The following is a 26212-nucleotide window of genomic DNA, read 5'->3' as shown; positions in this document are numbered from 1 at the left end:
AAATTATCGAAATTCAAATGCAAAGATGATTGTGCATAAGCATAAAAGAAATTATGCTTAGCACACTCAATTCATTTTTGATTATTGAAATAAGGAACATTTAGTGCAACTCCGCAAGCAATACAAACATCTGTGGTTTGTATTCCTGATGATATTTTTCATCGGGGGAAGCAGTGTGGCCGTTGCAGCAGTTCAAACCCTTCAATCTGATCAAACCACTTCTACAACAATTCAAGCGATGTCTTGTCATGACCAGCAAATGATGGATCAACATCATCAAATGCCACATGCCCATTCGGGTAATTTTGTGAAATGTCATGAAGGAATGATGCAAGATAATGTACATTGTCAGGACTGCAATAGTTCTTCGCATTGCCAAACAGTCAATTTTGCCTTAGACCAACAGACACCAAGTTTATCTTCTTCGCCATTTCTAGAGCTCAGTACGCATATTAATACGGACTATCAGGCTCGACATCTTGCTGGTTATTGGCAAGAGATTCTGCGCCCTCCTAGAACCTGATCTGTCTTTACAAGCCGTTTTTCTACATCTCAGAGAAACGCGCAATTTGAAAAGTTAACAGATTAGGAAAAATATCATGTCCTCAAAAATATATGCTGGTGTCATTGCTAGCTTAAGCCTATTGTTTGCACCCTATAGTTTGGCAGCAATTAAAGAATATCACCTGAATATTAACCAAGGCGCGGTGAATGTGACAGGAAAGCCAGTTAAACGCATCACGGTCAACGGCAAATTTATTGCCCCACTGTTAGAGTTTGAAGAAGGCGATGAAGCAGTCATTCATGTGCATAACCAGTTGAAAGAACAAGACACTTCACTGCATTGGCATGGATTGTTGTTACCTGGTTTGATGGATGGTGTGCCAGGTTTTAATGGTTTTAAAGGCATTAAACCGAACGGTAGTTTTGAGTATCGTTTCAAGGTTCGTCAAAACGGAACTTATTGGTATCATGCGCATAGCAAAGGACAAGAGCAAGATGGCTTGTACGGCGCTTTGGTGATTTATCCGAAAGGAAAACAACCTATCGCTGCACATGAAAAAACACAGCGTGATTATGTGGTGATGTTGTCAGACTTCCATGAAACGGAAAGTGACAAGATTATGGCAAATCTGAAGAAGTCGGCTGAGTATTATCAAAATCAAAGAGAAACAGTCAGCGATGTCTGGAAACAGTTAAAGCAGCAAGGTTTAAAAGCCACATGGCAAGATCGCTCAATGTGGAATCAGATGCGGATGCTGAAAACTGATTTATCGGATGTCACTGGCTATACCTTTCTCGTCAATGGAAAAACACCTCAGCAAAATTGGACAGGTGCGTTCAATGCAGAAGAAAAAGTTCGGTTACGTTTTATCAATGCTTCGGCAATGTCTTTTTTTGATGTACGTATTCCAAACTTAAAAATGACCGTGGTCAGTGCAGATGGTCAGCCGGTCAAACCCATTCCAGTCGATGAGTTTAGAATTGGTGCGGCAGAAACTTATGATGTGATTGTTGAACCAACTCAAGCGCATTATCAAATTCAAGCAGAGTCAATTGATCGCTCAGGTTTTGCAATCGCATCATTACAAAATGAGATGAATCCAGCACAAAACAGCGTGATGATGCCGCAATCGCGTCCACGTGCTTTATTGACCATGGAAGATATGGGCATGGATCATGGTTCGCATGGTCAAATGGATATGAGCAAAATGAATCATGGCTCAGATCAGCAAATGAAGATGACAGATATGGAACATAGTCAGCATCAGATGCCACAGGACAAAGCTCAGATTGCACTGATGCAACAAACTGCGATGGATCATAGCGCACATGGAAAAATGGACATGTCGAAAATGGATCATAATGCACATGCTCAGATGGATATGTCTGCTCCAGCAACGTCAGATCATAGCGAACATCAGATGGTCGCATCTTCTGAAAAAATAGCTTCAGATACTCTGCTGGGATGGGCGAATGCAGCCACACCCGCAGGTCATAAAGCTTTAAGTTATAAAGATTTGAAATCATTACAACCACAGCCTAAAAGCTATAGCCGTCCTGTAGAGCGTGAATTAGTGATTCGTTTGGGTGGAACCATGGAACGTTATATTTGGACGATTGATGGTAAAAAATTCAGTGATAAAGATTTCGAACCATTGAAAGTTCAGTACGGTGAACGAATTCGCTTGAAGTTTGTGAATGAAAGTATGATGGCGCATCCAATGCATTTACACGGTATGTTTATGCAGTTGGAAAATGGTCAGGCTCCACAGGATATGCCAAATAAACATACCGTCATTGTGCCACCTGGCAAGACAGTTACAGCTCTATTGACTGCGGATGAGCTTGGCGAATGGGCAATCCATTGTCATTTGATGTATCACATGAGTGCGGGCATGATGAGTAAGTTGATTGTTGCCAATGTGGATGACAGCAAAGCTCCAAAACAAGCACCAGTTCAATCATCTCAAGGAGCGAGCCATGCACATCACTAAGCGATCTTCGAAGATGAAACGTTATACGCAATTATTGGCGATGGGTAGTGTGGTTACTTCTTTGAGTGCATTTGCTTATGCGCATGAAGGGCACGATCAGATGATGCAAATAGATAGGCTGGCACAGCAGAACACGACGATAAATGCATCAATGCCGATGGATCATTTGCAACATCAAAGTTCAATGCTTTCCTCACAGACGCAAAATAAAGATGAACATGCTGACCATTACAAAGAGCATGGTGGACAGATATATCAGGCGACTCAGCTAGATACACAATGGTTGTTGGACGAAGATGGACAAGGCACACTCCAATCCAAATTGAAAACTTGGATTGGAACCGATGAGAACAAGTTATTTATCATCGCGGATTATGCCAAGGCCGAATCGGAAAAATCTGAGCAGAGTCTTGCTGCACTTTATAGCCGTAATATTACTGACTTCTGGGATGTACAAGCAGGGGTAAATTACCGTTATAACCCTGAGCGTGAGTTGGATAAGGAACAATTCGAAGGAGTGGTCGGTTTACATGGTATGGCACCTTATTTCTTTGAAACAGATGCACATGTCTATTTCGGAAAAGATCAACAATGGCGTTTTGTTCTGGAAACCGAAAGAGACTTATTACTCACACAAAAGTTGATCATGCAGCCTTATCTGGAAATGGAGTGGGTCATTCGAGATGAATCCAAGTATGCTGCAAAAACCGGTCTAACTGATGCTGAAGTAGGCATCAAAGCCCGCTATGAAATCGTCAAGAATCGAGTCATGCCTTTTATCGATGTCGGTTATGGCTACAGCAAAGGGCTTAAAGAAACCAATTGGCAAACGGGCAGTGACTCTAAAACAGGGTGGGTTTATGGCGCAGGACTGAGTTTAAAGTTCTGATACTTTGTCTAAAATTTCACTTTACTGAGATACTGTTGGTTTATACTAACAGTATCTTTTTTGAGTCATTCATGGTGCATAAATGGCTTTTGAACAACAAAACAATGCCTATATTGATAAAACAAATCAATTTGAAACATCTAAACAGAAAAGTCAAAGTTCACCACAATTAGAACTGCTGTCAAATGATGGGACGATGAATGTCAGTTATTATTATATTCCGCATATGAGCAGTATTGTTGAAGCCCAGCGTGTGCGTAAAGCATTGCTTCCTTTTATTGATAACTTAATCGAGCATTGTATTGATTTAGATGCAAGACATCTGACTTTATATCATCACAGTTCAATTGATGATGTAACCTTAGCATTACAACGTTTAAGTTTGGGTGCCGAACTACAACAAACAATGTCACATTATGAACCTTTAGAAATGATGGTATTTGAAAAACAGAGTTCTAATCATATTGATCAAACACAATCTAAAAATAATCATTCATTACTTATAGTTCAAAAAATATTTACAACGATGCTAGAAAAGTTAAGGCGATGGATTAACGCCTTAAGAAATAAAAAGGATAGATAAATGCCAAGATGGATGTATGGCTTATTGGGGTTGGCTGTTTTATGGTTAATTTGGACTAAAGCGATTAAACCAACACCGAATGTCAGCCAAATCACAACTCAACAGGGCGTAGAGGTGGTGGCATTGCAAAGTTATGAAGGCTCTTTTCGTGTATTAGGTCGAGAGGATTATAACTTGGGGCGTGAAGCTGAGTTTTCGCCTATGGATATTGCAGTTGGTTGGGGAGAAATGGCGAATCCAAAAGTATATAAACAGATTGATATTTCTCAGAGTAATCGTTGGTATTATTGGCGTGTTGATCAGGAACCACCAATTTCTTTAAGAGATATTTCAAGACATAGCGCAAATATGCATTTAGTACCAGCAGATGCTTATGTCGCATCTCAGATGAAAAAAATAAAAAAAGATGATTTAGTCTATTTAAAAGGCTCATTAATTGAAATTCAAACCAAAGATGGATGGCGTTGGAAAAGCTCTTTATCGAGGGAGGATACTGGAAACGGTGCTTGTGAATTAATGAAAGTTGATAGCATTGTTTGGCAATAAAAATTTAATTTTCATGGTCTTAAACTTTTTTTAGATATACAACAATTCACATAATTGCAAAATGTACAGTAAACTGTTGAGTGAAGAAGGACGACCTTCTGTAAATAATCACGTTGGGACGACCCGACTATTGATAAAGTAGACTGTTAAAAATGGCTTGGGCAATTTTAATTGTGGCGGGTATTTTTGAAATTATTTGGGCATATTCTATGAAAATGTCTGAAGGTTTTACAAAGTTAACGCCAAGCATCGTGACTATTGTTTTCATGATTTTAAGTGTTGTTTTATTGTCGATTTCAATGCGTTCACTTCCTTTAGGCACAGCATATACGGTGTGGACAGGGATTGGAGCGATTGGCTCTTTCGTGGTTGGGATTTTAGTCTTAAATGAGCCGATGACAGCCATGCGAATGATTGCAGCCGTATTGATTGTTTCTGGTTTAGTTTTAATGAAGCTTTCGTCAAATTAAGCATTTAGGAGAGCGTGATGCAACTGGTATATATGTATATGGATTCCCCAGTGGGTGCATTAAAACTGGTTGCTCATGATCAGGCACTTGTCGCCGTGATGTGGGACAATGAAGACCATAAACGAGTACGACTCTCTGAATTAGTCGAAGATCGGCAGCATCCCATGCTGCATCAAGTCAAACAACAATTAGAACAATATTTTGCAGGACAACGCCAGCAGTTTGATTTACCACTTGATTTTCAAGGCACTGATTTTCAGCAGCAGGTTTGGCAGGCTTTATTGACGATTCCTTACGGGGAAACACGTAGTTATAAAGGGATTGCACTCCAGATTGGTAATGCAAAAGCTGTTCGTGCAGTGGGTGCTGCGAATGGAAAGAATCCGATTTCGATTATTGCGCCGTGTCATCGAGTGATTGGATCTGGTGGGGCGTTGGTGGGTTTTGCAGGTGGTCTGGATAAGAAGCAGATTTTATTGAGTTTGGAGCAAAGTAAATCTACTTAGTTCATGGATAAAAACTCGATTTTTCTGATTATTTAGCATAAGCTTTTAAGGCAAGGTTTGGTATATAAACCTTAGTAGATTTTTGATACGCGGAAACGTCACCCGCAACCTGCCCGATTTAAAGAAGATGCAAATATTGTATTGATGATTGAAATTATATAGATGCAAGAAATGAACAGGTTTTGCGGGGGACAAATGGTTTTGCCTACTTTTCCCGAAAGAAAAGTAGGTCGAGCCGAAGGCTTACCCAGAAATGGGGTAAAGTTAAATAAGACTCCGATGAGATAAATCTCTTAATTAAATATCAAACTAATATCTTTAAAGCTTAATTAATGGAAGTTTAAAAATGGCTGTTGGTGACGTAACAATGCCACTTATGCATGTGGTGCGGGGTGTAAAAATTGGCTCAACTGAGGCGTATGTACGTTATCCAAATCGACGAGATCTAGTCATTTTTGAATTTGCAGAAGGCTCGAATGTGGCAGGGGTATTTACCCAAAGTGCCTTTGCTGCTGCGCCTGTTCTACTGAGTAAAAAACACTTAGCTGAGAACACACCACGTTATTTGATTATCAACACAGGTAATGCCAATGCTGCGACGGGCACTGTGGGCTATAAAAATGCAGAAAGTACCTGTGCCAAATTAGCAGAATTAACGGGTGTTCAAGCGAATCAGATTCTACCATTTTCAACAGGTGTAATCGGTGAGCAACTTCCGATTGAACGTTTAGTGCAGGGTATTCAACCTGCATTAAATGATTTAAATGCAGATCGTTGGGCTGAGGCTGCTTCTGGCATTATGACCACAGATACCACACCGAAAGGCGCATCTGAACAGTTTGAACTTGATGGTGTGACTTATACCATGACAGGCATCAGTAAAGGTGCGGGTATGATTCGTCCAAATATGGCAACTATGCTTAGCTTCGTTGCTACTGATGCACCGATTTCAAAAGCCGCAGTTCAGCAACTGTTACAAACGACAGTTGAACACTCATTTAATCGCATCACAATTGATGGTGATACCTCAACCAATGACTCTTGTATTTTTGTAGCGACAGGTTTAGCGGGTGGCGCTGAAATTGATTCAAAAGAGGATGCACGTTACCAGCAAGTGCTTGATGTACTTGCGCGTATTATGAATCGTTTGGCGCAATTGATTGTGCGTGATGGTGAAGGTGCAACTAAATTCATTACTGTTCAGGTTGAAGGCGGAGCTAATACCCAAGAATGTTGTGATGTTGCTTATAGTGTTGCTGAGTCACCACTCATTAAAACAGCTTTATTCGCTTCTGATCCAAACTGGGGGCGTATTGTGATGGCGATTGGTAAGGCAGGTGTTGCAAACTTAGACAGCAGCAAGGTGCAAGTTTGGTTAGGTGACGTACAAATCTGCTTAGATGGTGGCGCGAATCCTGATTATACTGAAGAAGCAGGCGCTGCGGTGATGGCTGAGAAAGAAATCACGATTCGTATTGACCTTGGTCGTGGTACAGCGAAAGATACGGTTTATACCTGTGACTTTTCTTACGACTACGTCAAAATTAATGCCGATTATCGCTCGTAAATATGCGTTATAATAGAGCCTCCACAGTGGGGCTTTTTTTATAAGCTGATTTGTGGACAGTGTGATTTACTCCACATCATCGCCAAGATACCCACGTTATAAGTTTGCAGTGATGCAAGCACGCAGGATAGAGAAGACGCTTTATGAATGATGCGAATTTAATTGCGAACGAAGCCAAAAATATTGTGCAGGCGCATTTAGATCGTTTGGGTGAGCCAAAGGACAATAGCCTCAGCCCAGAAGTGAAACAAGAAAAGTTTGCTCAAATTGCAGCAGAGCTTAAAAAAAGAAATGCTGTGCTGGTAGCGCACTATTATTGTGATCCTGAAGTGCAAGAGCTTGCAGAACTAACAGGTGGTTGTGTTTCTGATTCATTAGAAATGGCTCGTTTTGGGCGTGACCATCCTGCAACGACGCTTGTTGTTGCGGGTGTTAAGTTTATGGGTGAGACTTCTAAAATTCTTTCTCCTGAAAAAACAGTGTTAATGCCAACATTAGAAGCAACCTGTTCACTTGACTTGGGTTGTCCTGTAGATGAGTTCAGTGCTTTTTGCGACCAGCATCCTGACCATACTGTGGTGGTATATGCCAATACATCAGCAGCAGTAAAAGCGCGTGCCAATTGGGTGGTGACATCAAGCTGCGCGGTTGAGATCATTGAACATCTCGATAGTTTAGGTGAAAAAATTATTTGGGCGCCTGATCAGCATTTAGGTCGCTATATTCAAAAGAAAACAGGCGCTGAAATGTTGTTGTGGGATGGCGCATGTATCGTACATGAAGAATTCCGTGCCCGTGGTATCGCACAAATGAAAGCGCTTTATCCTGATGCTGCGGTACTGGTACATCCTGAGTCACCTGAATCGGTGGTGGATATTGCTGATGCAGTCGGTAGTACCTCGCAACTGATTAAAGCAGCACAGACCTTGCCGCATAAACAAATGATCGTAGCTACTGATCGCGGTATTTTCTATAAGATGCAGCAAGCAGCACCAGATAAAGAATTATTCGAAGCGCCAACGGCGGGTGAGGGCGCAACATGTCGTTCGTGTGCTCATTGTCCTTGGATGGCAATGAATGAGTTGGATGGTATTTTGCACGTGTTACAACATGGCGATCAAGAAATACACGTTGATCCAGTGTTAGCTCAACGTGCAAAATTACCTTTAGATCGAATGTTGAACTTTAGTGCTTCACTAAAGCGCTAAAGTGCTTGTTAAATATACATTTGATAAGGAAAAACCATTTTTTTTAAAACTAGGTGTTGACGTGATGCAACGTCAAGCCTAGAATGCACACCGTACCGCACGATGTGCGATACAATAAAAGCTGAGAAAATCGGAGCATAGCACAGCCTGGTAGTGCACCTGGTTTGGGACCAGGGGGTCGTAGGTTCGAATCCTACTGCTCCGACCATTTAAAATAATGTTGTAAAACATTGCTTTAAAATCGGCGAAGTATCGCTTGATAGTATTATCATCGTTATGCGCCTGTAGCTCAGTTGGATAGAGCATCCGCCTTCTAAGCGGATGGTCACAGGTTCGAATCCTGTCAGGCGCGCCATTTAATTGGTAGCTTGGTATATAGAATCAAACGTTATGGTGGATGTAGCTCAGTTGGTAGAGCCCCGGATTGTGATTCCGGTTGTCGCGGGTTCGAATCCCGTCATTCACCCCACTCTTTTATAGAGTAATCGGAGCATAGCACAGCCTGGTAGTGCACCTGGTTTGGGACCAGGGGGTCGTAGGTTCGAATCCTACTGCTCCGACCATCATCTTTAAGATGATATAAAATGCCGCTAATTAGCGGTTTTTTTACGTCTGTATTTTTATATCTTATTTAATTAAATAACTAGAACTTATTTACTCTTCTGAAATTATTTCTATCTTCGAGCTTTCATTATTTAATCAAAAGCATTTGAGTCACAATTGAACTATAGAATGTTTGATGCAGTATTTGTTTTTATAAGATAGTTTGGAGTAAGAGTTACTCAATCATTATGTTGAAACTTTCCACAAGCATGATCATAAGTTTCTAAATCAAATTAGTTCATAAAAATTAGAAACCTAAAAATGAGAGTCAATGAATGCAAAATATTCATTATGTTTTGATTAGTATACTGGGTGGGCTAGTTGTTCCACTACAATTAGCAGTGATTAATGCCTTTCGTCATAGCAGTGGTGCAAGCCAAATACAATCTACCTTTTTTCTTTATATAGGCGGTGCGATTGCTTCGCTTGTTATTGCATTGTGGATGGATGGAACGGTGAAACCACCACTTTATCAAAATACATCTTGGTGGATGTGGTTATCAGGTTTCTTGGGTTCACTTTATATTCTGTGTATGTTTGTGGCAGCTCCACATATCGGTGCAACCAATACACTATTATGGATATTTTTAGGGCAAATGATTTTTGCTACCTTAATTGATCATAGTGGTTTATTGGGGATGCAAATAAAGAAAATAGATGCTTTCAAATTATTTGGATTACTTTTTATTTTTATTGGTGGGTTGATTATGCTATTTGGAGAATATAGAAGTATGATCAAATAAAATATTACGGATTAGTTCTTAACTCAGTTTTTATAATAATATTTTGATAAATATATTGTATATTTGATGCTGTTGATTTTAATTTCTAAAAAATAAAATATTCATGGGGAAGTATGTTCTTTTACATTATTTTAATTCTTCTTATGCTTGTTGTAGTTACATATCTCAAATCACCGAATTTCAAGGGTAAAGTTGGTGAGTTTATGGTTTCTGAGCATGTTGCTAAGTATTTAAATGCTGAATATATATTAATCAATAATTGTACCCTGCCTGATCAGAAAGACGGGACGACTCAAATTGATCATATTTTAATAAGTCCTTATGGTGTTTTCATCGTTGAAACTAAAAACTACACTGGATGGATTTTTGGAAATGTTCGCCAGAAGCAGTGGACACAAAAAATTTATAAGAAAAGTTATAAATTTCAGAATCCGTTACACCAAAACTATAAGCATATTAAAGTATTGGAAATGGTTTTAAGTGATGTTGTTGATCCGCAGTATTTGCATTCTATTGTTGTATTTACAGCTCGAAGCGAATTTAAAACAGATATGCCTGAGAATGTCTTTCGTGGTAAAGCATGGATTGAATACGTAAAGCGTTTTGATCAACAGGTGATTAGTCCCATGAAGTTAAAAAGAATTAAATATCGAATCGAAAAAGAAGTATTAGAGCCTTCTTGGAAGACAAATCTTTTACACGTTGAGCATTTAAAGCAAAAAATAGAAAAGAAATCCACTGTATAAGTGACTGTAGAAATTGATGATTTAACTCAATCGTATTGCCAGATTTGGCTATTGTACTTTGCCACATATCCAGTTACTTTTTATGAGGAATAATCAAGTCTGTTAGACAAGTAAACGAATATTTAGATGTGCATTTGAGCATAATCTTTTCGCATTTTGAAAGAATGAAAATAACAGGGATAGCAATGACACAAACAGCATTTGACTTTGTAGTAATAGGTGGTGGTTCGGCGGGTAGTGTGCTTGCAGGTAGACTCTCGGAGAATCCAAATATTTCAGTATGTTTATTGGAAGCGGGTGGGGACGGCAATAGCTGGTTGGTGAATACACCAGCGGCTGCTGTGATTAGCATTCCAACGAAACTGAATAACTGGGCGATAGAAACCATACCACAAAAAGGTTTAAATGGACGTAAAGGATATCAACCTCGTGGCAAATGCTTAGGTGGTAGTTCAGCGATCAATGCAATGGTGTATATTCGCGGGCATCGGGATGATTATGATCATTGGGCAGCTTTAGGAAATACTGGTTGGTCCTATGATGAAGTATTGCCATATTTTAAAAAATCAGAACATAACGAAAGAATTAAAAATGAGTATCATGGACAGCATGGACCTTTAAACGTTGGTGAGCTACGTTCAGATAATCCATACCAAAAAACCTTTATTGAAGCAGCTAAACAAGTGGGCTATCCACTGAATGATGACTTTAATGGCGCAGAGCAAGAAGGTGTAGGTGTCTATCAAGTTACCCAGAAAAATGGTGAACGTTGGAGTGCTGCACGTGGATATTTATTGCCTTATATCGGTAAGCGTCCAAATTTACATGTGATCACACAAGCGATGGTATCGCGGATTGTAATGGAAAATGGTCGTGCCGTTGGGGTTGAATATAAACATAAAGGGCAAACTACCATTGTTAGTGCAAATAAAGAAGTTTTAGTCTCTGCAGGGTCTTTCCAATCACCACAAGTGTTGATGCTTTCGGGGATTGGTCCTCGTCAAGAATTAGAAAAACACGGTATTCCTGTGGTTAAAGATTTAGCTGGGGTTGGTGAGAATCTACATGACCATCCTGATTTTATTTTTGCTTATAAGACTAAACAAATAGATGGAACTTTCGGTGTTTCTGTTGGTGGTAGTTTAGATTTAATCAAACAAATTGGGCGTTATCGTAAGGAGCGTCGAGGCTTAGTTACGACCAATTATGCAGAGTGTGGTGGTTTCTTAAAGAGCCGTCCTGAGTTAGATAAACCGAATTTACAACTGCATTTTGTGATTGCTGTAGTAGATAACCATGCTCGAACCATGCATACAGGACATGGTATTTCTTGTCATGTCTGTTTGCTCAATCCTCGTGCGCGTGGTTCGGTCAAACTCAGTGGTAAAAACGTGGATGATCCGCTATTAATTGATTTTAAATTCCTTGAGGATGAGCAAGACCTTCAAGATATGGTTGATGGATTTAAAGTCACGCAAAAGTTAATGCAAGCACCAGCTTTGAGTGAAAAAATTAAAGAAGATATGTTTACTGCCAATGTGCAATCTGATGATGAGATTCGTGAGATTTTACGCCAACGTGTAGACACGGTGTATCATCCAGTTGGTAGTTGCAAAATGGGTGTAGATGAGATGGCTGTGGTTGATCCTGAGCTGAAAGTATATGGTATTCAAGGCTTGCGTGTGATTGATGCGTCGATTATGCCAACAGTGGTAAATGGTAATACCAACGCACCTGCGATCATGATTGCTGAAAAAGCAGTGGATATGATCCGAGAAACTTGGAAGTGATATTTTGAGCTAAGGTTTTGCCTTAGCTCACTTCTTTATTGTCTGAGTTACGTGGTGTTTCCAACATACGCGGAAAGGTGAAATTAAAATCATCTAGTGCATAACGAAATAATTGAGCAGGGCGTTTACCGACAATTTTTTGTTGCCCTGTTTCCTCAACTGCTCCCGCTTCCTGCATGCGCCGTCTAAATGATTTTTTTTCTAAGGTTTGGCCTAAAATAATTTCATAGATTGTTTGTAATTCGGTCAGGGTAAATAATTCAGGCATGAGACTAGCTGGGAGTGCGGTATAGCGGGTTTTACTGCACAAGCGATCAAATGCTAATTTTAGTAATCTCTGATGGTCAAAAGCTAATTCTAGTTGCAAGGCTTCTTCTATAGAAATCCATTTACTCATTTCAGTTGTTGAAGTCTTTTGAATTTTAAATTTACTAAAATCAATCAGTGCAAAATACAGTGATGTAATCGACCAACCGCGCGGATCACGATGCTGATTGCCGATGGTTTCAACTTGTTCTAGATAAGGGGAGTGAATCCCTGTTTTTTCAAGCAGTTTACGGTGAGCTGTTGCCATTAAATCTGGATCAGTTTTTAAATCAATAAAACCACCTGGAAGCGCCCATTTTTCTTTTTCGGGAAAGTTAGAGCGTTGAATCATTAAAACCTGTAATTGACCTTTTGCCACAGAAAAAATTGCCATATCAACCGTAAACAGTGGGGTGTCATAGTCTGTTTTTTGATAGTGGGCAAGGTATTCCTGTTCGGACTTATGGATAGTTTCCTTACTCATAGAAATATTAAGAAATCGGAATAAAGTAACATCATAGCGAAGTCTTATTGGGTTCTCATCATATTTTAGGATAAGCCACTACGTCTTGCACTTCACTAAAGCTTTAATCACTTTAGTTTGTTCAGGCTCGACCTGAGAAGTGTTTAAAGCTTCGCAAGTGTTTTGGCAAAAGTAGGCAAAACGAGGTACGGCAAAGATTGATAATCTTTGCCGTACCGTAAGGCGAAAGCTTTGCTTAAGTGCTTAACTATTCATTTCATTTATCTTGCACTAAGCCAAAGCTTTAGTCGCTTTGGCTTGTTCAGGTTGCGGATGACTTTTCCGAGTATCTAATCACTGGATGTGTTTTAATCATAGAGAATTTTGCTTAGACCAATCTCTCCCGAATTTGATCAAGTGAGCATTCTCTTAACAATTGACCATTTTCAAATACTGTCTGTAGTGCGCCCATCTTCTCCTGTTCAAAGTTTTGTTGATCAAATAACTCAAAACCATTTTCAGTTTGTTCAACCCGTAATAAGCCTTTGGCTGACTTTTTAACCCCTGAATCCGTTACAGGGTCTTTAAACAGTTCACGACCGACTCCGTTAACCTGACCCCAAGTGGCTTTGACTGCAAAACCAAAGGTATCACGAGTCAAATAGTTATAGGTATAGCTGCCAATACCAAAGACTAGATTATTCGAGGCAAAGCCTTTGGCCTCCAAACATTTTAAGATATTTTGGGCACGTTCTAGGGTAATCGAATCACCGTAGATCAAACCAACACGTTCATTCAATACTTTATAGCCTTGAGCTGTTTCTGTACCGCCAAAAATTTCCCATAAACATTGCACTGCACCCTTATAAGCTGGACTATCTAGCTCTGCATCAGGATCACCACAGATAATTTTCACAGGATCACCAGAGTCAGGGCGAAACACCACTTTGGCGAGTCCGAGGGCATTCGGTTGGCGTTTTAAAATCTCCGCTTTTAATTCCATACTAAACTCAGTAATCACACGCCAGAAATCCCAAGTATCTGAAACGATACTGATCACGCCACTTGGATAGAGTTCACAGATCAGACGTCTAAAGGTCTCGATTTCACTTTCTTCACTACCCATACACATCACACTGTGTTCTGTTGCAGGCACTGAAACGCCCACGACACCTGCTGCATTGTAGTACTCTTCGGCATAGTCAATCGAAGCGACTGAATCTGTCCCAATAAAGCTAGTTAAGTGTCCGACGCCTGATTGGGCAGCATCATAGATGCCACTCATTCCACGACTACTAAAATCATGACCCTGAACAGGAACAAAGTCTAAAGGTGCACCTGTTTTTTCGGCATATTGAGTTAACAAGCGTTTGTATTCATAAGCAATTGTTGCAGTGGTGCAACTTTTCCATAATTCGGCACTGAGCACAGTTTCAATATAGTTGGTTAACCAAAAGAAATTCGGATCAGTATTAATAATGGTCAATACAGGCACTTTGATATTGACTCGACTACCTTCTTCAAGTGCCTTAATCTTTAATGGTAGATAGCCAAGATCGTGCAATGCTTCGATGTGCTCGACTGGAACAGCACCTTCACCTAGAGAATTGTCCATGCGACGTTTATAGGCTGCGACTACTTTGGCTTTAGGTTGATTAAAGAAGCCTTCGTTCCAAGTTTCAATTAAAAAATGTTTGATAAAGCCTTGTAGGCCGAAGAACACAATCTTGTCATCAAAATCAGGCAGCATTTTGGCTAAACGTGATGAACGCTGGGTAAAGTTGGCATAGACGTATTCAGTTCCCACTGGATACTGACGACGGTGGTCGGCTTTGTAGAAATCAATTGCATTGAGTGGGTTTATTTTAATACTCATTTTTATTGGCCTCGTGCTTAAGAGCTTAATTTTGAAAATTGATAATGTTGAGTTTGCTTGCTTCTGCTTGTGGCAGGCTATTACTTGTAAACACCTGATCGACCAAGCCATCAAATACCGTCAGCCCCTTACTAAAAATGCCATGTGTGACATACAAAATAATGTTTTGGCAGTTTAGGCTGCGTAGTTGTTTGGCAATATCAATAAAGGTTGCACCACCGTCACAAATATCATCGGTGATTACGGCTGTTTTTCCTGTCAAATCAGGGCTATCCAACGCCGTTGTTCTAATTTTTCCAGTGCTTGGATCACGTTGTTTTTCACAGTGAATGATGTTTATCGCCAGTTGGCGTTGCGAATTGATGCCGTTGGCAATCGTTTGGGTACGTTGTATTGCGCCTGCATCAGGACAGATCAACACGGTGTTGTTAGCAGTTAAAATCTGCATGAGCGCTGCGCTTTGTTGAATGATTTCGATTGGCTCAATATTAATGATTTCTTGGAAGCTGGTATTTTTGCGTAATAGCTTAAGGGTCACTGGGCTATGACAATCCCACACCACAATTTTCTGACGTTGTCCTGCAAATTTTTCACTATTGCTATTCAATAACTTGGTCATTAAATCCAGTGAGAAAGCCTGACCTTGTGCGCAGATACGATCTTGACGTGCGTAAGGAAAATAAGGGATTTCCACCGAAAGGCGCGAGCCTTGTTCAAGTAATACATTTTCCAATAACAGATAATCCATCACATCTGTACTGTTATTCAGTGAGGCTTTGACCTGAGTGTCGGCTGTTAATTGGTTTAATAATTCAGGTTGCAGTTGAATATGACGTTCGCCACCTGAAAACTGCAAAAACTCGATGGGAACATTCGCTTGAGCTGTCATAAGTTGGATCGTCATTTTTAACTTCTCTTTTATAGTGGCTTAGAGCCAGTAAATATATATTGGCATAATGACACTAATAAAAGCAAGCACTAACTTTGCCTTTAAATAAAAGAAGTGAAGGAGAAATCTTGAATATATAGTGTTTAAAAAAGACAGCACGAGGGCTGTCTAAATTGAGATATTATGAAAATCAATTGTTTATTGCATATTTTTACTTTGTGCTAGCCGCATTAAGTACAAAAGTACGCTTAGGTTTCAAAATATAAATATTTTTATTTTGGTCGAGTAACCATAGCCAATCTTGCTGTTGTTTAATCATATAGCCTCGTATTTTTTCATCATGAATCGTTGTCGCGATAACAAAGTCTGTTTGAGGTGCTTGATTGACATCTACATTTGAAAATACTTCAGTCAGTAAGGTTGCACTGTCCAGAAATGTATTTTTCAGCTGTGATTCATCCACATCCTCCCAAGTGATTTGTTTTTCGGGATGTACTGCTTCTTGGGCAAGATTATGGAAAATATATACTTGAGCTTTGGTTATTTCATTTTTTGTATTTTCTTTCGATGTTTTTAATTGATACTTAAAAATCATTTTGATTGTATTGAGTGCCGAACTCAAATGATATTCAGGGTCAATTTCGAGTTGATAGGAACGCCCATCTGACCATTTTGGTTGTTTGATGAGCTCAGTGGATAGTTGGTTCTTTAATAAAATATGTGGATTGATTGATTCAGAAAGTTTTAATAATCGCGGGATTCTTTTCTTTTGTTCAGCCTGCTCCGAAGTAGAACTAATTTTATCCGCAACCATATAGCCAACGATCACACCCGTAAGAGCAATAATCGGATCTACACCTTGAACGTTTTGGATAGGAACAGGAACAGCGGATGCATTGTTACTATCAATACTAAATTCCGTTTGATTTGATTTTAAAGTCAGTTGTATGGATGGTTGAGCTAAGGTCTGAACCTCATCTGCATATACAGATGAGGTTAGAGTGGGCAAAACAGCAACCACAAAACTAAATAGTTTGTTTAATTGCTTCATAAATTAATTAACAACAGCAGGGGCTGAAATTGCTTTATTGAAAAACTGTTTTTTATATTCTTGTTTCGAAGCTTCTACAGCTAAATCGACTGCTTGAGAAACATTTGGATAAGATGGTGGTTGGTCCCATTTACCACTTACAGGTTTAACCACATTTACTGGTTTCCACCATTTAATTTCATTTGTTTTTACATCTACAAGATGTGCGATTCCACCATATAAGCCTTGAGGGGCTGAAGTTGGAACAAACCCATAATAAGAACGAGTAGTACCAACTTGATTACTCGTAATGATGAAAACAAGATCTTTATCTTTTAAATCAGGTACAGCTGCAAGATTCATTTGGAATAACGCAGGATTTTTCTTCTGTTCAGCAGTTTTTTCTAAGGCAGGAATATTCTTTGGATCTAGCTTTACAACAGTTGCATCGAAACCACGTTGATCAAATTCTTTTTCAATGTCTTGTGCTAATGCGCTATATGGTTCGAACTGTAAGCTTTCAATAAAATTATCAAATTTATTTGAAATAGCATTGTTAATCGCAACGTCTAGTAGACCTTGATTACCTGCTTTGTACGCTGCTGATTTAGGTAATTCATGTACAACAACTGCAACCTTTTTATTCGATTGTTGCCAAAAATCAGGTTGTAATTCCATCGGTTTAAGCGTGGCGCAGCCAGTAAACATGAGTGTGGTTAATAGAGGGGCTATTAATAAAAAGCGCATTAAATGATCCTTAAAAATGGATTAGTTGTAGATATTTTTTAATGTTTAGTAAATTAATGTTAATTGTAAATGATTATATTCTCATTACAATTCCTTAAATTTTGTTTGAATAATTTTTAACCCATCTTATTGAGTGATTTATAAAGCTGACCTGATTTGATAAAAATATTGATATTTAGGTCATGGAATCTGACAATGTGTTTTGTCAGAATTAAAATGAAATGAGTTAGTCTAACTGTGTGAATATAAAATTCAGATCAGCTAACAAATGCAATAAAACAATAAGGAATGCATCCTATGAAATCTCTAGTTTGTCAAAATGCTGAGTTGAGCCTAGAAAATAGTCTTCAATTGCTGCCTGCAAAAGGACAGGTACTCCTTGAAGTGGTACGTTGCGGTATCTGCGGTTCAGATTTACATATGCAACACCACTGTGATCATATGCATGATTTGGCAGCACGTGTGGGGTTTAATGGGGTAGCAAAATCCACTGATAAGCTAGTTTTCGGTCATGAGTTCTGCGGTAAAGTGTTAGATTATGGTCCAAAAACACGCCGTAAATTAAAAGCCGATACTTTGGTTTGTGCCATGCCTTTATTGAATGTTGATTCTGTAGGTTATGCTCCGACTGGACTTTCACCAAGTGCTTCGGGTGGTTATGCTGAGCAAGTCTTGGTTCAGTCGAGCTTAATGTTTGAGGTGCCGAATGGTTTAGATGCAGACAGCGCAGCGTTGACTGAGCCGATGGCTGTTGCTTTACATGCAGTACGTCGGAGTCGCATTAAGAAAAATGAACCAGCGATTGTAATTGGTTGTGGTCCTGTTGGTTTAGGCGTGATTATTATGCTCAAAGCCGCGGGAGTTAAAACAGTGGTTGCTAGTGATTTTTCACCGAATCGTCGCAGGCTAGCTGAACTATGCGGTGCAGATGTCTTGATTGATCCTAAACAACAATCTCCATTTAGCAGTTGGAAAGAGCTTGGTCTACTCGGCAATGTTTCTGAAGCAATTAATATGGGGATGGGTATTTTTGATAAAGTTCAGACTTTCTCTTTGCCGTGGGTTAATGCTATGCGCGTGGGGGATAAGCTTGGTCTATTACCGAAACGCCCTGTGATTTTTGAATGCGTGGGTGTTGCTGGCATCATGCAGCAAATCTTGGAAGGTGCACCATTGTTCTCACGTATTGTGGGCGTAGGTGTCTGCATGCAAAGTGATAAGATTGAACCTGCATTGGCGATCAATAAAGAATTGGAAATCCAATATGTATTGGGTTATACACCACTTGAGTTCCGTGACACCCTGCATATGATTGCTGAAGGTAAAATTGATGTCTCACCGTTGATTACGGGTGTGGTTGGTTTAGAGGGTGTGGAGAATGCCTTTGATGCCTTACGTGATCCAGAGCAACATGCAAAAATCCTGATAGATCCAAAACGAGCAGGATCAGATATTCAGTTGATCAATGCTTAAATTGTATTGAATAAAAAAGCTGCATTGATTGCAGCTTTTTTATTGTGCGACTTAAAAACTTTTTGTCAGTGAGACAGCCACAGTGGAATCAATTGGATTGGAGACTTTGGCATTTGGATTACCATTGCTATATTGCTTGTAGTAATCATCTTTATCCCATGCTTTGCTATAACTTAAACTTCCCAAAAGGTTGTAGGGGAGTTCTTTATTAACGGCAAAGCTGATGTCTTGAAAGTTTGCATCAGAGAAGTTTTTGATTCGCTGATGACCATAATGCGCATCTGCCGACCAGCCTTGCCCTAAAGGTTGATGCCAACTGACATCAAGATAACCTGAACCGCGAGAATGTTTATTAGTACCAATACCTAAAGTATCCGAGTTATTCCCGAAGTAATCTTGGGTGTAGGTAATCGAATATTTAACACTTAATGGGCCATAGCTGATTTCTGGGATAATTTCACCGTAATCAAAGCGAGTATTTCCTGTTTCTGCTGTAGTTTTGGCGCCAGGATAATAGTAGTAAGCCACTTTAGTGCCTAGAGTTAAATCTCCAAAACTACGGCTGTAACCTGTATACACATCCCACTCTACTGATGCATCACGAATAAAATGATCACTCACTGTCGATGCCCAAGTTCCAGCATAAAAACCATTATCATGGTTATAGTCTAGTCCACCTTGAATTGCAGGCTTGCCCCAAGTTTGTTGAAAACCACGTGATACATACTGGCTTGTGAGTGTTAGGTTAGCGCTATAAGGTGATGTTATTCCTGTGCTTGCTTCAGTGGCATGTGCAGTGTGCAAGTAGAAACCGAAAGGGAGTATAAATAAAATTCTTTTCATTTGAATTTTCCTAATGGTTGGCAGCACCTTAGTGTCATAAGGTGCTGAACATAACTGGACTAGGTTATGCAAATGGACGTAAAGGTGTTTGACGAACAGGGTTTGATCCTGCTTTGAAGTAAGGTGCTTGCGAAGGTGGTAATTTTTGTCCGCGAATTTGATCAGCAATTTTTTCAGCCATCATAATCGTGGTGGCATTTAGGTTACCTGTGATAATGATTGGCATGATAGAGGCATCAATTACACGTAGCCCTTGTACGCCGTGAACACGACCTTGACCATCGACAACAGCCATTTCGTCTTCACCCATTTTGCAGCTACATGATGGATGGTAGGCAGTCTCGGCATGTTCTCGGACAAAAGAGTCTAGTTCAGCATCGGTTTTTAACTGCATACTTGGGCTAATTTCTTCGCCACGATAAGGGTCAAGTGCAGGTTGATGCATGATTTCACGCGTGATACGAATCCCATCTCGGAATTCGCGCCAGTCTTGTTCGGTGGACATATAATTAAACAAGATACTTGGATGCTCAAATGGATCTTTAGATTTGAGTTTGATGCGACCACGAGAAGGTGAACGCATTGAACCAACATGGGCTTGAAAGCCATGCTCATTTACGGCATTACTACCATTGTAGTTAATTGCAACGGGTAAGAAGTGATATTGAATATTTGGCCATTCAAATTCATCAGATGAGCGAATAAAACCACCAGCTTCGAATTGGTTACTTGCACCGATACCTTTGCCGAGGAATAACCACTCTGCACCAATCGCAGGTTGGTTGTACCATTTCAACGCTGGGTAAAGTGAAACTGGTTTTTTGCATTTGTATTGTAAATACATTTCCAAATGATCTTGCAGGTTTTCACCCACGCCAGGTAAGTCTTGAATGACTTCAATATCCATCGATTTGAGGAAAGTGCTTTGTCCAACACCTGAGCGCTGTAAAATTTGCGGTGATGCAATTGCACCTGCACATAACAAGACTTCACGTTTGGCATGTGCTTGTTTCATGTTGGCTTGATCTGCACCAATAATGTATTCGACACCAATTGCTTGTTTATGACTAAATAAGATTTTATTGGTCATGGCGTGGGTGACAATCGTCAAATTGGGACGACCTTTTGCCATATCTAAATAACCGCGAGCCGTACTCGAACGACGACCTTGTGGTGTCACCGTTCGATCCATCGGACCGAAGCCTTCTTGCTGATAACCGTTTAAATCATCTGTACGTGGATAACCTGCCTGTACACCTGCTTCGATCATGGCATGAAACAGTTCATTATTGCCTTGTTTTGGGGTGGTGACTGAAACAGGACCTTCTCCGCCATGATAATCGTTAGCACCAATGTCGCGTGTTTCTGATTTTCGATAATATGGTAAACAATCCGCATAGCTCCAATCTTCAAGCCCTTGATGCGTTGACCATTGGTCTAAATCCATCGCGTTACCACGGATATAGCACATACCATTAATGAGTGATGAGCCACCTAAACCTTTACCACGACCACATTCCATACGGCGATTATTCATATGTGGTTCAGGGTCGGTCAAATATGCCCAATTGTAACGACGACCTTGTAGTGGAAACGCCAAAGCGGCTGGCATTTGCGTGCGGAAATCAAGACGATAATCTGGACCACCAGCTTCTAATAATAATACTGAGATATCTGCATCTTCAGTTAAACGTGCAGCGAGGACGTTACCTGCTGAGCCTGCACCAATAATAATATAATCGTATTCTTGCTTATTCATAATCTGCCTTTATTTGTTGCAAGATCAACTGAATACTTGTGACTCAGTTGATCAAGATAAGATAAAGCGCAATGCTTTTAGAAAATGCTTTGGTAATCACCAAGCTCAACTTGAACGGATTTAATGCGTGTGTAGTGAGATAAGGTTGAGATCCCATTTTCACGACCGACACCTGATTGTTTATAACCACCGACTGGCATCTCAGCAGGGGATTCGCCCCATGTATTGATCCAACAAATACCAGCTTCGATTTGGTGAATAATGCGATGTGCTTTGTTAATGTCTGGTGTAACCACACCTGCTGCTAGACCAAAAGTCGTGTTATTGGCACGACGAATCACTTCATTTTCAGTTTGATAACTTAGGATACTCATGACAGGGCCAAAGATTTCGTCCTGCACTATTCGCATATCATCAGTACAGTCTGTAAATACTGTTGGTAATACATATGCACCGTCAGCCAATTCACCATCTGCTCGATCACCACCGATCAGCAATTTGGCACCTTGTTGTTTGCCTGCATTGATGTAGGAAAGAACTTTTTCCATATGCGGGAAACTGGTCAATGGACCAAAATTGGTATCTGTGTTCATTGGGTCGCCGATACGGATACGTTGCACACGTTCTAAAACCGCAGTTTCAAATTCTGCTTTTAATGATGTTGGAATAAAGACGCGCGTACCATTGGTACAGACTTGACCTGAACTAAAAAAGTTTGCCATTACCGCAATATCAGCGGCTTTATTCATATCTGCATCTTCACAGATGATCAGTGGTGATTTACCACCAAGTTCCATAGTCACTTCTTTTAAGCTTGAAGCAGCAGCGCTTGCCATCACTTTTTTGCCAGTTTCAACGCCACCCGTAAACGAAATTTTTTCAATGACTGGATGTTCTGTAAGCCATTGACCGATATCACGACCAGCACCTTGTACAATGTTGAATACGCCGTTTGGTACGCCTGCTTCGGTATAAATTTCAGCAAGTTTAAATGCAGTGAGTGGAGTGATTTCACTTGGCTTGAAAATCATGGCATTGCCCGCAGCTAGTGCAGGAGCGGATTTCCATAAAGCAATTTGAATCGGATAGTTCCAAGCACCGATGCCTGCAACGACACCTAAAGGTTCACGGCGAGTATAGAAAAAACTACTTTCACGTAATGGAACTTGTTCACCTTGAATGGCTGTCGCTAAACCTGCGTAATATTCAAGAACATCTGCACCTGTCACAATATCAACAGTCGATGTTTCACTATAAGCTTTACCTGTATCTAGCGTTTCAAGTTTCGCTAGTTCGTCATTGCGTTCACGTAAAATATCTACAGCTCGACGTAAAATACGAGAACGCTCAACCGCTGTCATAGCTGCCCAAACTTTTTGACCTTGTTGAGCACTTTGAACAGCTTTTTCGATATCTTGTTGAGAGGCTTGTTGGATGGTGGCAATTACTTTGCCATCGGCGGGATTGATGCTGTCAAAGCTCACACCACTTGTGGCATTGACATATTGACCGTGGATATACAATGGATGAGTTTGCACATCATTCATTTTGTCTCTCCTCAAATAATGGTTGTGCGAGTTGGAGCTGCATATTTAAATAATCATAAGCAATATGCCGTGCAGCTTGCCGATCAAATTCATTGTGACCAATTAATCCGCCACGTAACCAAAGACCATCAATTAATGCAGCAAGTCCACTTGCTGCAATACTTGCTCTGTCGTTTGGCATCAACTGTAAAAAGTGATGCTTTAAATTTGAATACAAACGTCGATCATTGATCCGTTGTAAACGTGCAAGCTCAGGACTGTGCATACTGGCAGACCAAAAATCTAACCAAACTCGCATTGCTGTTTTATTGACCTGACTAATATCAAAGTTAGAATCAATGATTGCCTTAATTTGGCTCTGTGGCTGCATGTCTATTGTTGCGGCTTTGTATTGCAATGTGACTTGATGCAATCGCTTTAACATTTCACGCATACAGTTGATCATTAATCCTTGTTTATCTCCAAAATGGTGACTCACAATACCTGTAGAGACTTGGGCTTTTTTTGCAATTTGGGCGATGGTGGTTTGTGATAAACCCACTTCATAAATGACTTCAAAAGCAGCATTTACAATTTCTTCGCGGCGCTCTTGCTCTGGTTTAACTCTGCGTTTAGTCATGGGTTGTTGCCATAATTGCCTAAATAATAAGGCTTTAAGAAAACTTAGGATGCAGATAATTATAACATAACATGATGATACTTTTAATTGATTGAACGATCAATCAATTAAAAGTATGATATTTGCAACAGCTCTGTTTTACATAACTCTTAACAGTTTTATTAGATACAGCTGTTAAAGTGTCCGAATTGTAAAAAAAATGAATCATTTATTTAGATTAAGTTTTGGCTTAAAAAAGAATAAGTGATCATTGCTTACAGTAGGGTAATTACAAAAAATCAGTGTGATTTAAATGTGATGAGATCTTTCGAATTCATCATATTGCACTGTCTTCTCGTTGTTTTCGTCAATAAATCGTGGTTGAGTTATTGAGAAAAACAACTTTTAAAATTTAAATTTTCCTTGAGGATTGTATGGTGACAGATAATCCAAGAGCAGTTGATGATTCATCTATTCAAACAAAAGATCAGTTAAATCGTGTGGTCTTTTATGTTTCAGCGCTCATAATTTTAATATTTTCACTGACGACGATTTTATTTAATGATTTTTCTAATCATTTACTCAATGTCGTACTTGCATGGGTGAGTGATAAATTCAGTTGGTATTACTTACTTGCCGCAACACTTTATCTCATCTTTGTGATCTTTATCGCCTGTTCTCGTTATGGCGATATTAAGCTTGGTCCTAAGCATTCCAAACCTGAGTTTAGCTTACTGAGTTGGTCTGCGATGCTTTTCGCCGCAGGTATCGGTACAGATTTGATGTTCTTCTCTGTTGCTGAACCACTATCACATTATATGAATCCACCAGTGGGAGAGGGGCAAACCTATGAAGCCGCTCGCCAAGGTATGGTCTGGACCTTATTCCATTATGGTTTAACAGGCTGGGGTATGTATGCCTTAGTCGGCATGGCTTTAGGGTATTTTAGTTATCGTTATAACTTACCTCTAACCATTCGTTCGGCACTTTATCCAATTTTTGGAAAAAAAATTGATGGCCCGATTGGTCATACCGTCGATACGGCAGCCGTGATTGGAACGATTTTCGGTATCGCAACGACTTGTGGTATTGCTGTTGTACAAATCAATTATGGCTTGCATGTTTTATTTGGTTGGCCTGAAGGTCTATGGGTTCAATCTGGACTGATTTTAGTTGCTGTGATTGTGACGATTATTTCGGTAACAGCTGGTGTCAATAAAGGTATTAAAGTACTTTCTGAAATCAATATTTATGCCGCTATAGGCTTAATGCTATTTGTGCTGTTTTTAGGAAATACTGAGTTCTTATTAAATGCCTTAGTACAAAACTTTGGTGACTATATCAGCCGCTTTCCAAGTTTGGCTCTGGAAAGCTTTGCATTTGAACAACCAAAAGAGTGGATGAACAGTTGGACATTATTCTTTTGGGCGTGGTGGGTAGCTTGGTCACCATTTGTAGGTCTATTTTTGGCGCGTATTTCACGTGGTCGTACCATTCGTGAGTTTGTCTGTGGAACTTTGATTATTCCATTACTATTTACGATTACATGGTTATCAATTTTTGGTAACAGTGCTTTATATAACGTTATTTTTGATGGTAATACCGCGTTAGCCCAGACGGTATTAACCGATCCTGCACATGGGTTTTATGATTTACTGGCTCAATATCCTTGGTTTGCATTTATTGCAGGCGTGGCAACCATTACTGGACTTTTATTCTATGTGACTTCTGCCGACTCAGGTGCTTTGGTGTTGGGTAACTTCACTACCAAGTTTTCTAATGTCGATAATGATGCTCCACGTTGGTTAAGAGTATTTTGGGCAATCGCAATTGGATTGCTGACTTTAGCAATGTTAATGGCGAATGGTATTACCGCTTTGCAAAGTGCAACGGTCATCATGGGCTTACCATTTAGTTTTGTGATGCTTTTGGTGATGGCAGGCTTATATAAATCTTTGCGTCTTGAAGATTATCGGAAAGCCAGCAGTAGCTTAAATGCCGCGCCTGTGGTCGGTAATGTTGATATTCTAAATTGGAAACAGCGTTTATCCCGTGTGATGCACCATCCTGGTAGTCATGAAACACAACGCATGCTTGATACAGTCTGTAAACCTGCGGTGCAAACTGTAGTGGATGAATTGATTAAACGTGGTATGAGTGTCGAAGTGACACAGGGTGAAATAGACGATAGTGACGTACTTTATCATCTTGATTTAACGATTAATATTGAAGAAGAGCACAACTTCGTCTATCAAATTTGGCCTGTACGTTATATCGCACCGACCTTTAGTGAACGCGGAAAAAGAGGTAAACAACATTATTATCGTTTAGAAACATTCTTGTATGAAGGTTCTCAAGATAATGACTTGGTTGGATATACCAAAGAGCAAGTGATTAATGACATTTTAGATAAGTATGAACGTCATATGAACTTCTTACATATCAATCGCATTAGTCCTGGAAACCGACCACTTTATCCAGATTCACAAGATTGATTAACTAAAAACCTCACTGAATGTGGGGTTTTTTTAT

Annotated in this window: 23 protein-coding genes and 4 tRNA genes; 18 read left to right on the top strand and 9 right to left on the bottom strand. The window is 39.8% G+C overall.

Going from position 1 to position 26212, the window contains the following annotated elements:
- The first annotated feature begins 103 nt into the window (after positions 1 to 103).
- The 16 genes from NGC85_RS13390 (at position 104) to NGC85_RS13315 (ending at position 12149) form a co-directional block, all read left to right on the top strand.
- Positions 104 to 523, top strand: coding sequence for a hypothetical protein (locus tag NGC85_RS13390; RefSeq protein WP_005291945.1), 420 nt, complete (start codon positions 104 to 106; stop codon positions 521 to 523).
- 76 nt (positions 524 to 599) lie between these two features.
- On the top strand, positions 600 to 2498 hold the full coding sequence (locus tag NGC85_RS13385; protein WP_254731812.1) for a copper resistance system multicopper oxidase: 1899 nt from the start codon (positions 600 to 602) through the stop codon (positions 2496 to 2498).
- Positions 2485 to 3387 carry a copper resistance protein B gene (locus NGC85_RS13380; protein ID WP_254731810.1) on the top strand — a complete coding sequence of 301 codons (903 nt, stop codon included), beginning with the start codon at positions 2485 to 2487 and terminating at the stop codon, positions 3385 to 3387. Before NGC85_RS13385 ends, NGC85_RS13380 begins: the two co-directional genes overlap by 14 nt.
- 82 nt (positions 3388 to 3469) lie before the next feature.
- The gene (locus NGC85_RS13375) at positions 3470 to 3970 is read left to right on the top strand and encodes a cobalt transporter (RefSeq protein WP_254731808.1); all 501 of its coding nucleotides are present in this window, start codon (positions 3470 to 3472) and stop codon (positions 3968 to 3970) included.
- Positions 3971 to 4516 (top strand): hypothetical protein, encoded by a 546-nt coding sequence (locus tag NGC85_RS13370; RefSeq protein WP_254731806.1) that lies wholly within the window; start codon positions 3971 to 3973, stop codon positions 4514 to 4516.
- Positions 4517 to 4668: 152 nt separating this feature from the next.
- Positions 4669 to 4986 carry a multidrug efflux SMR transporter gene (locus NGC85_RS13365; protein ID WP_005057742.1) on the top strand — a complete coding sequence of 106 codons (318 nt, stop codon included), beginning with the start codon at positions 4669 to 4671 and terminating at the stop codon, positions 4984 to 4986.
- 17 nt (positions 4987 to 5003) lie between these two features.
- Positions 5004 to 5492: a methylated-DNA--[protein]-cysteine S-methyltransferase gene (locus NGC85_RS13360; protein ID WP_254731804.1), complete on the top strand. Its 489-nt coding sequence runs from the start codon at positions 5004 to 5006 to the stop codon at positions 5490 to 5492.
- Between the two features lie 346 nt (positions 5493 to 5838).
- Positions 5839 to 7059, top strand: a complete 1221-nt coding sequence (argJ, locus tag NGC85_RS13355; protein WP_254731802.1) for a bifunctional glutamate N-acetyltransferase/amino-acid acetyltransferase ArgJ — start codon at positions 5839 to 5841, stop codon at positions 7057 to 7059.
- Positions 7060 to 7202: 143 nt separating this feature from the next.
- Entirely contained in the window at positions 7203 to 8267 is a 1065-nt protein-coding gene (nadA, locus tag NGC85_RS13350; protein ID WP_254731800.1) for a quinolinate synthase NadA, read from the top strand.
- A gap of 131 nt (positions 8268 to 8398) precedes the next feature.
- A tRNA-Pro gene (locus tag NGC85_RS13345) sits at positions 8399 to 8475 on the top strand.
- 70 nt (positions 8476 to 8545) lie between these two features.
- Positions 8546 to 8622 (top strand) — tRNA-Arg (locus tag NGC85_RS13340).
- Positions 8623 to 8660: 38 nt separating this feature from the next.
- Positions 8661 to 8736 (top strand) — tRNA-His (locus NGC85_RS13335).
- Positions 8737 to 8753: 17 nt separating this feature from the next.
- A tRNA-Pro gene (locus NGC85_RS13330) sits at positions 8754 to 8830 on the top strand.
- A gap of 315 nt (positions 8831 to 9145) precedes the next feature.
- Positions 9146 to 9613: a DMT family transporter gene (locus NGC85_RS13325; protein WP_254731798.1), complete on the top strand. Its 468-nt coding sequence runs from the start codon at positions 9146 to 9148 to the stop codon at positions 9611 to 9613.
- Between the two features lie 113 nt (positions 9614 to 9726).
- Positions 9727 to 10359: a nuclease-related domain-containing protein gene (locus NGC85_RS13320; RefSeq protein WP_254731796.1), complete on the top strand. Its 633-nt coding sequence runs from the start codon at positions 9727 to 9729 to the stop codon at positions 10357 to 10359.
- A 185-nt stretch (positions 10360 to 10544) separates the two neighbouring features.
- The gene (locus tag NGC85_RS13315; RefSeq protein ID WP_254731794.1) at positions 10545 to 12149 is read left to right on the top strand and encodes a GMC family oxidoreductase; all 1605 of its coding nucleotides are present in this window, start codon (positions 10545 to 10547) and stop codon (positions 12147 to 12149) included.
- A gap of 22 nt (positions 12150 to 12171) precedes the next feature.
- Here the strand turns inward: NGC85_RS13315 and NGC85_RS13310 are convergent, their stop codons facing one another.
- The 5 genes from NGC85_RS13310 to NGC85_RS13290 form a co-directional block, all read right to left on the bottom strand.
- The gene (locus NGC85_RS13310; protein ID WP_005057727.1) at positions 12172 to 12939 is read right to left on the bottom strand and encodes an NUDIX domain-containing protein; all 768 of its coding nucleotides are present in this window, start codon (positions 12937 to 12939) and stop codon (positions 12172 to 12174) included.
- A 367-nt stretch (positions 12940 to 13306) separates the two neighbouring features.
- On the bottom strand, positions 13307 to 14794 hold the full coding sequence (locus NGC85_RS13305; RefSeq protein ID WP_254731792.1) for a nicotinate phosphoribosyltransferase: 1488 nt from the start codon (positions 14792 to 14794) through the stop codon (positions 13307 to 13309).
- Between the two features lie 25 nt (positions 14795 to 14819).
- Complete coding sequence (gene prs / locus NGC85_RS13300; RefSeq protein WP_254731790.1) at positions 14820 to 15698, bottom strand: ribose-phosphate diphosphokinase; 879 nt, start codon at positions 15696 to 15698, stop codon at positions 14820 to 14822.
- A 196-nt stretch (positions 15699 to 15894) separates the two neighbouring features.
- Positions 15895 to 16734, bottom strand: a complete 840-nt coding sequence (locus tag NGC85_RS13295) for a hypothetical protein (RefSeq protein ID WP_254731788.1) — start codon at positions 16732 to 16734, stop codon at positions 15895 to 15897.
- Between the two features lie 3 nt (positions 16735 to 16737).
- On the bottom strand, positions 16738 to 17460 hold the full coding sequence (locus tag NGC85_RS13290; protein ID WP_254731786.1) for a hypothetical protein: 723 nt from the start codon (positions 17458 to 17460) through the stop codon (positions 16738 to 16740).
- Positions 17461 to 17757: 297 nt separating this feature from the next.
- On the opposite strand from NGC85_RS13290, the gene NGC85_RS13285 reads away from it, so the two are divergent.
- The gene (locus NGC85_RS13285) at positions 17758 to 18933 is read left to right on the top strand and encodes a zinc-binding dehydrogenase (RefSeq protein ID WP_254731784.1); all 1176 of its coding nucleotides are present in this window, start codon (positions 17758 to 17760) and stop codon (positions 18931 to 18933) included.
- Between the two features lie 51 nt (positions 18934 to 18984).
- Here the strand turns inward: NGC85_RS13285 and NGC85_RS13280 are convergent, their stop codons facing one another.
- The 4 genes from NGC85_RS13280 to betI all read right to left on the bottom strand — a co-directional run bounded on the left by NGC85_RS13280 (position 18985) and on the right by betI (position 23701).
- Positions 18985 to 19776 (bottom strand): TorF family putative porin, encoded by a 792-nt coding sequence (locus tag NGC85_RS13280; RefSeq protein WP_254731782.1) that lies wholly within the window; start codon positions 19774 to 19776, stop codon positions 18985 to 18987.
- Between the two features lie 64 nt (positions 19777 to 19840).
- Positions 19841 to 21535: a choline dehydrogenase gene (gene betA, locus NGC85_RS13275; protein WP_005056776.1), complete on the bottom strand. Its 1695-nt coding sequence runs from the start codon at positions 21533 to 21535 to the stop codon at positions 19841 to 19843.
- Between the two features lie 77 nt (positions 21536 to 21612).
- Positions 21613 to 23082, bottom strand: coding sequence for a betaine-aldehyde dehydrogenase (betB, locus tag NGC85_RS13270; protein ID WP_005057712.1), 1470 nt, complete (start codon positions 23080 to 23082; stop codon positions 21613 to 21615).
- Entirely contained in the window at positions 23075 to 23701 is a 627-nt protein-coding gene (gene betI, locus NGC85_RS13265) for a transcriptional regulator BetI (protein WP_005057711.1), read from the bottom strand. The genes betB and betI overlap by 8 nt, the downstream gene beginning before the upstream one ends.
- Before the next feature lie 413 nt (positions 23702 to 24114).
- Between betI and NGC85_RS13260 the strand changes: the two genes are divergently transcribed.
- Positions 24115 to 26175 (top strand): choline transporter, encoded by a 2061-nt coding sequence (locus NGC85_RS13260; protein WP_254731780.1) that lies wholly within the window; start codon positions 24115 to 24117, stop codon positions 26173 to 26175.
- Positions 26176 to 26212 lie beyond the last annotated feature (37 nt).

Origin of the sequence: Acinetobacter sp. Z1 (assembly GCF_024296945.1) — a bacterium.
GTDB lineage: Bacteria > Pseudomonadota > Gammaproteobacteria > Pseudomonadales > Moraxellaceae > Acinetobacter > Acinetobacter beijerinckii.
Note: the sequence above shows the minus strand (reverse complement) of the source record. Positions and strands in the feature narration are given on the sequence as shown.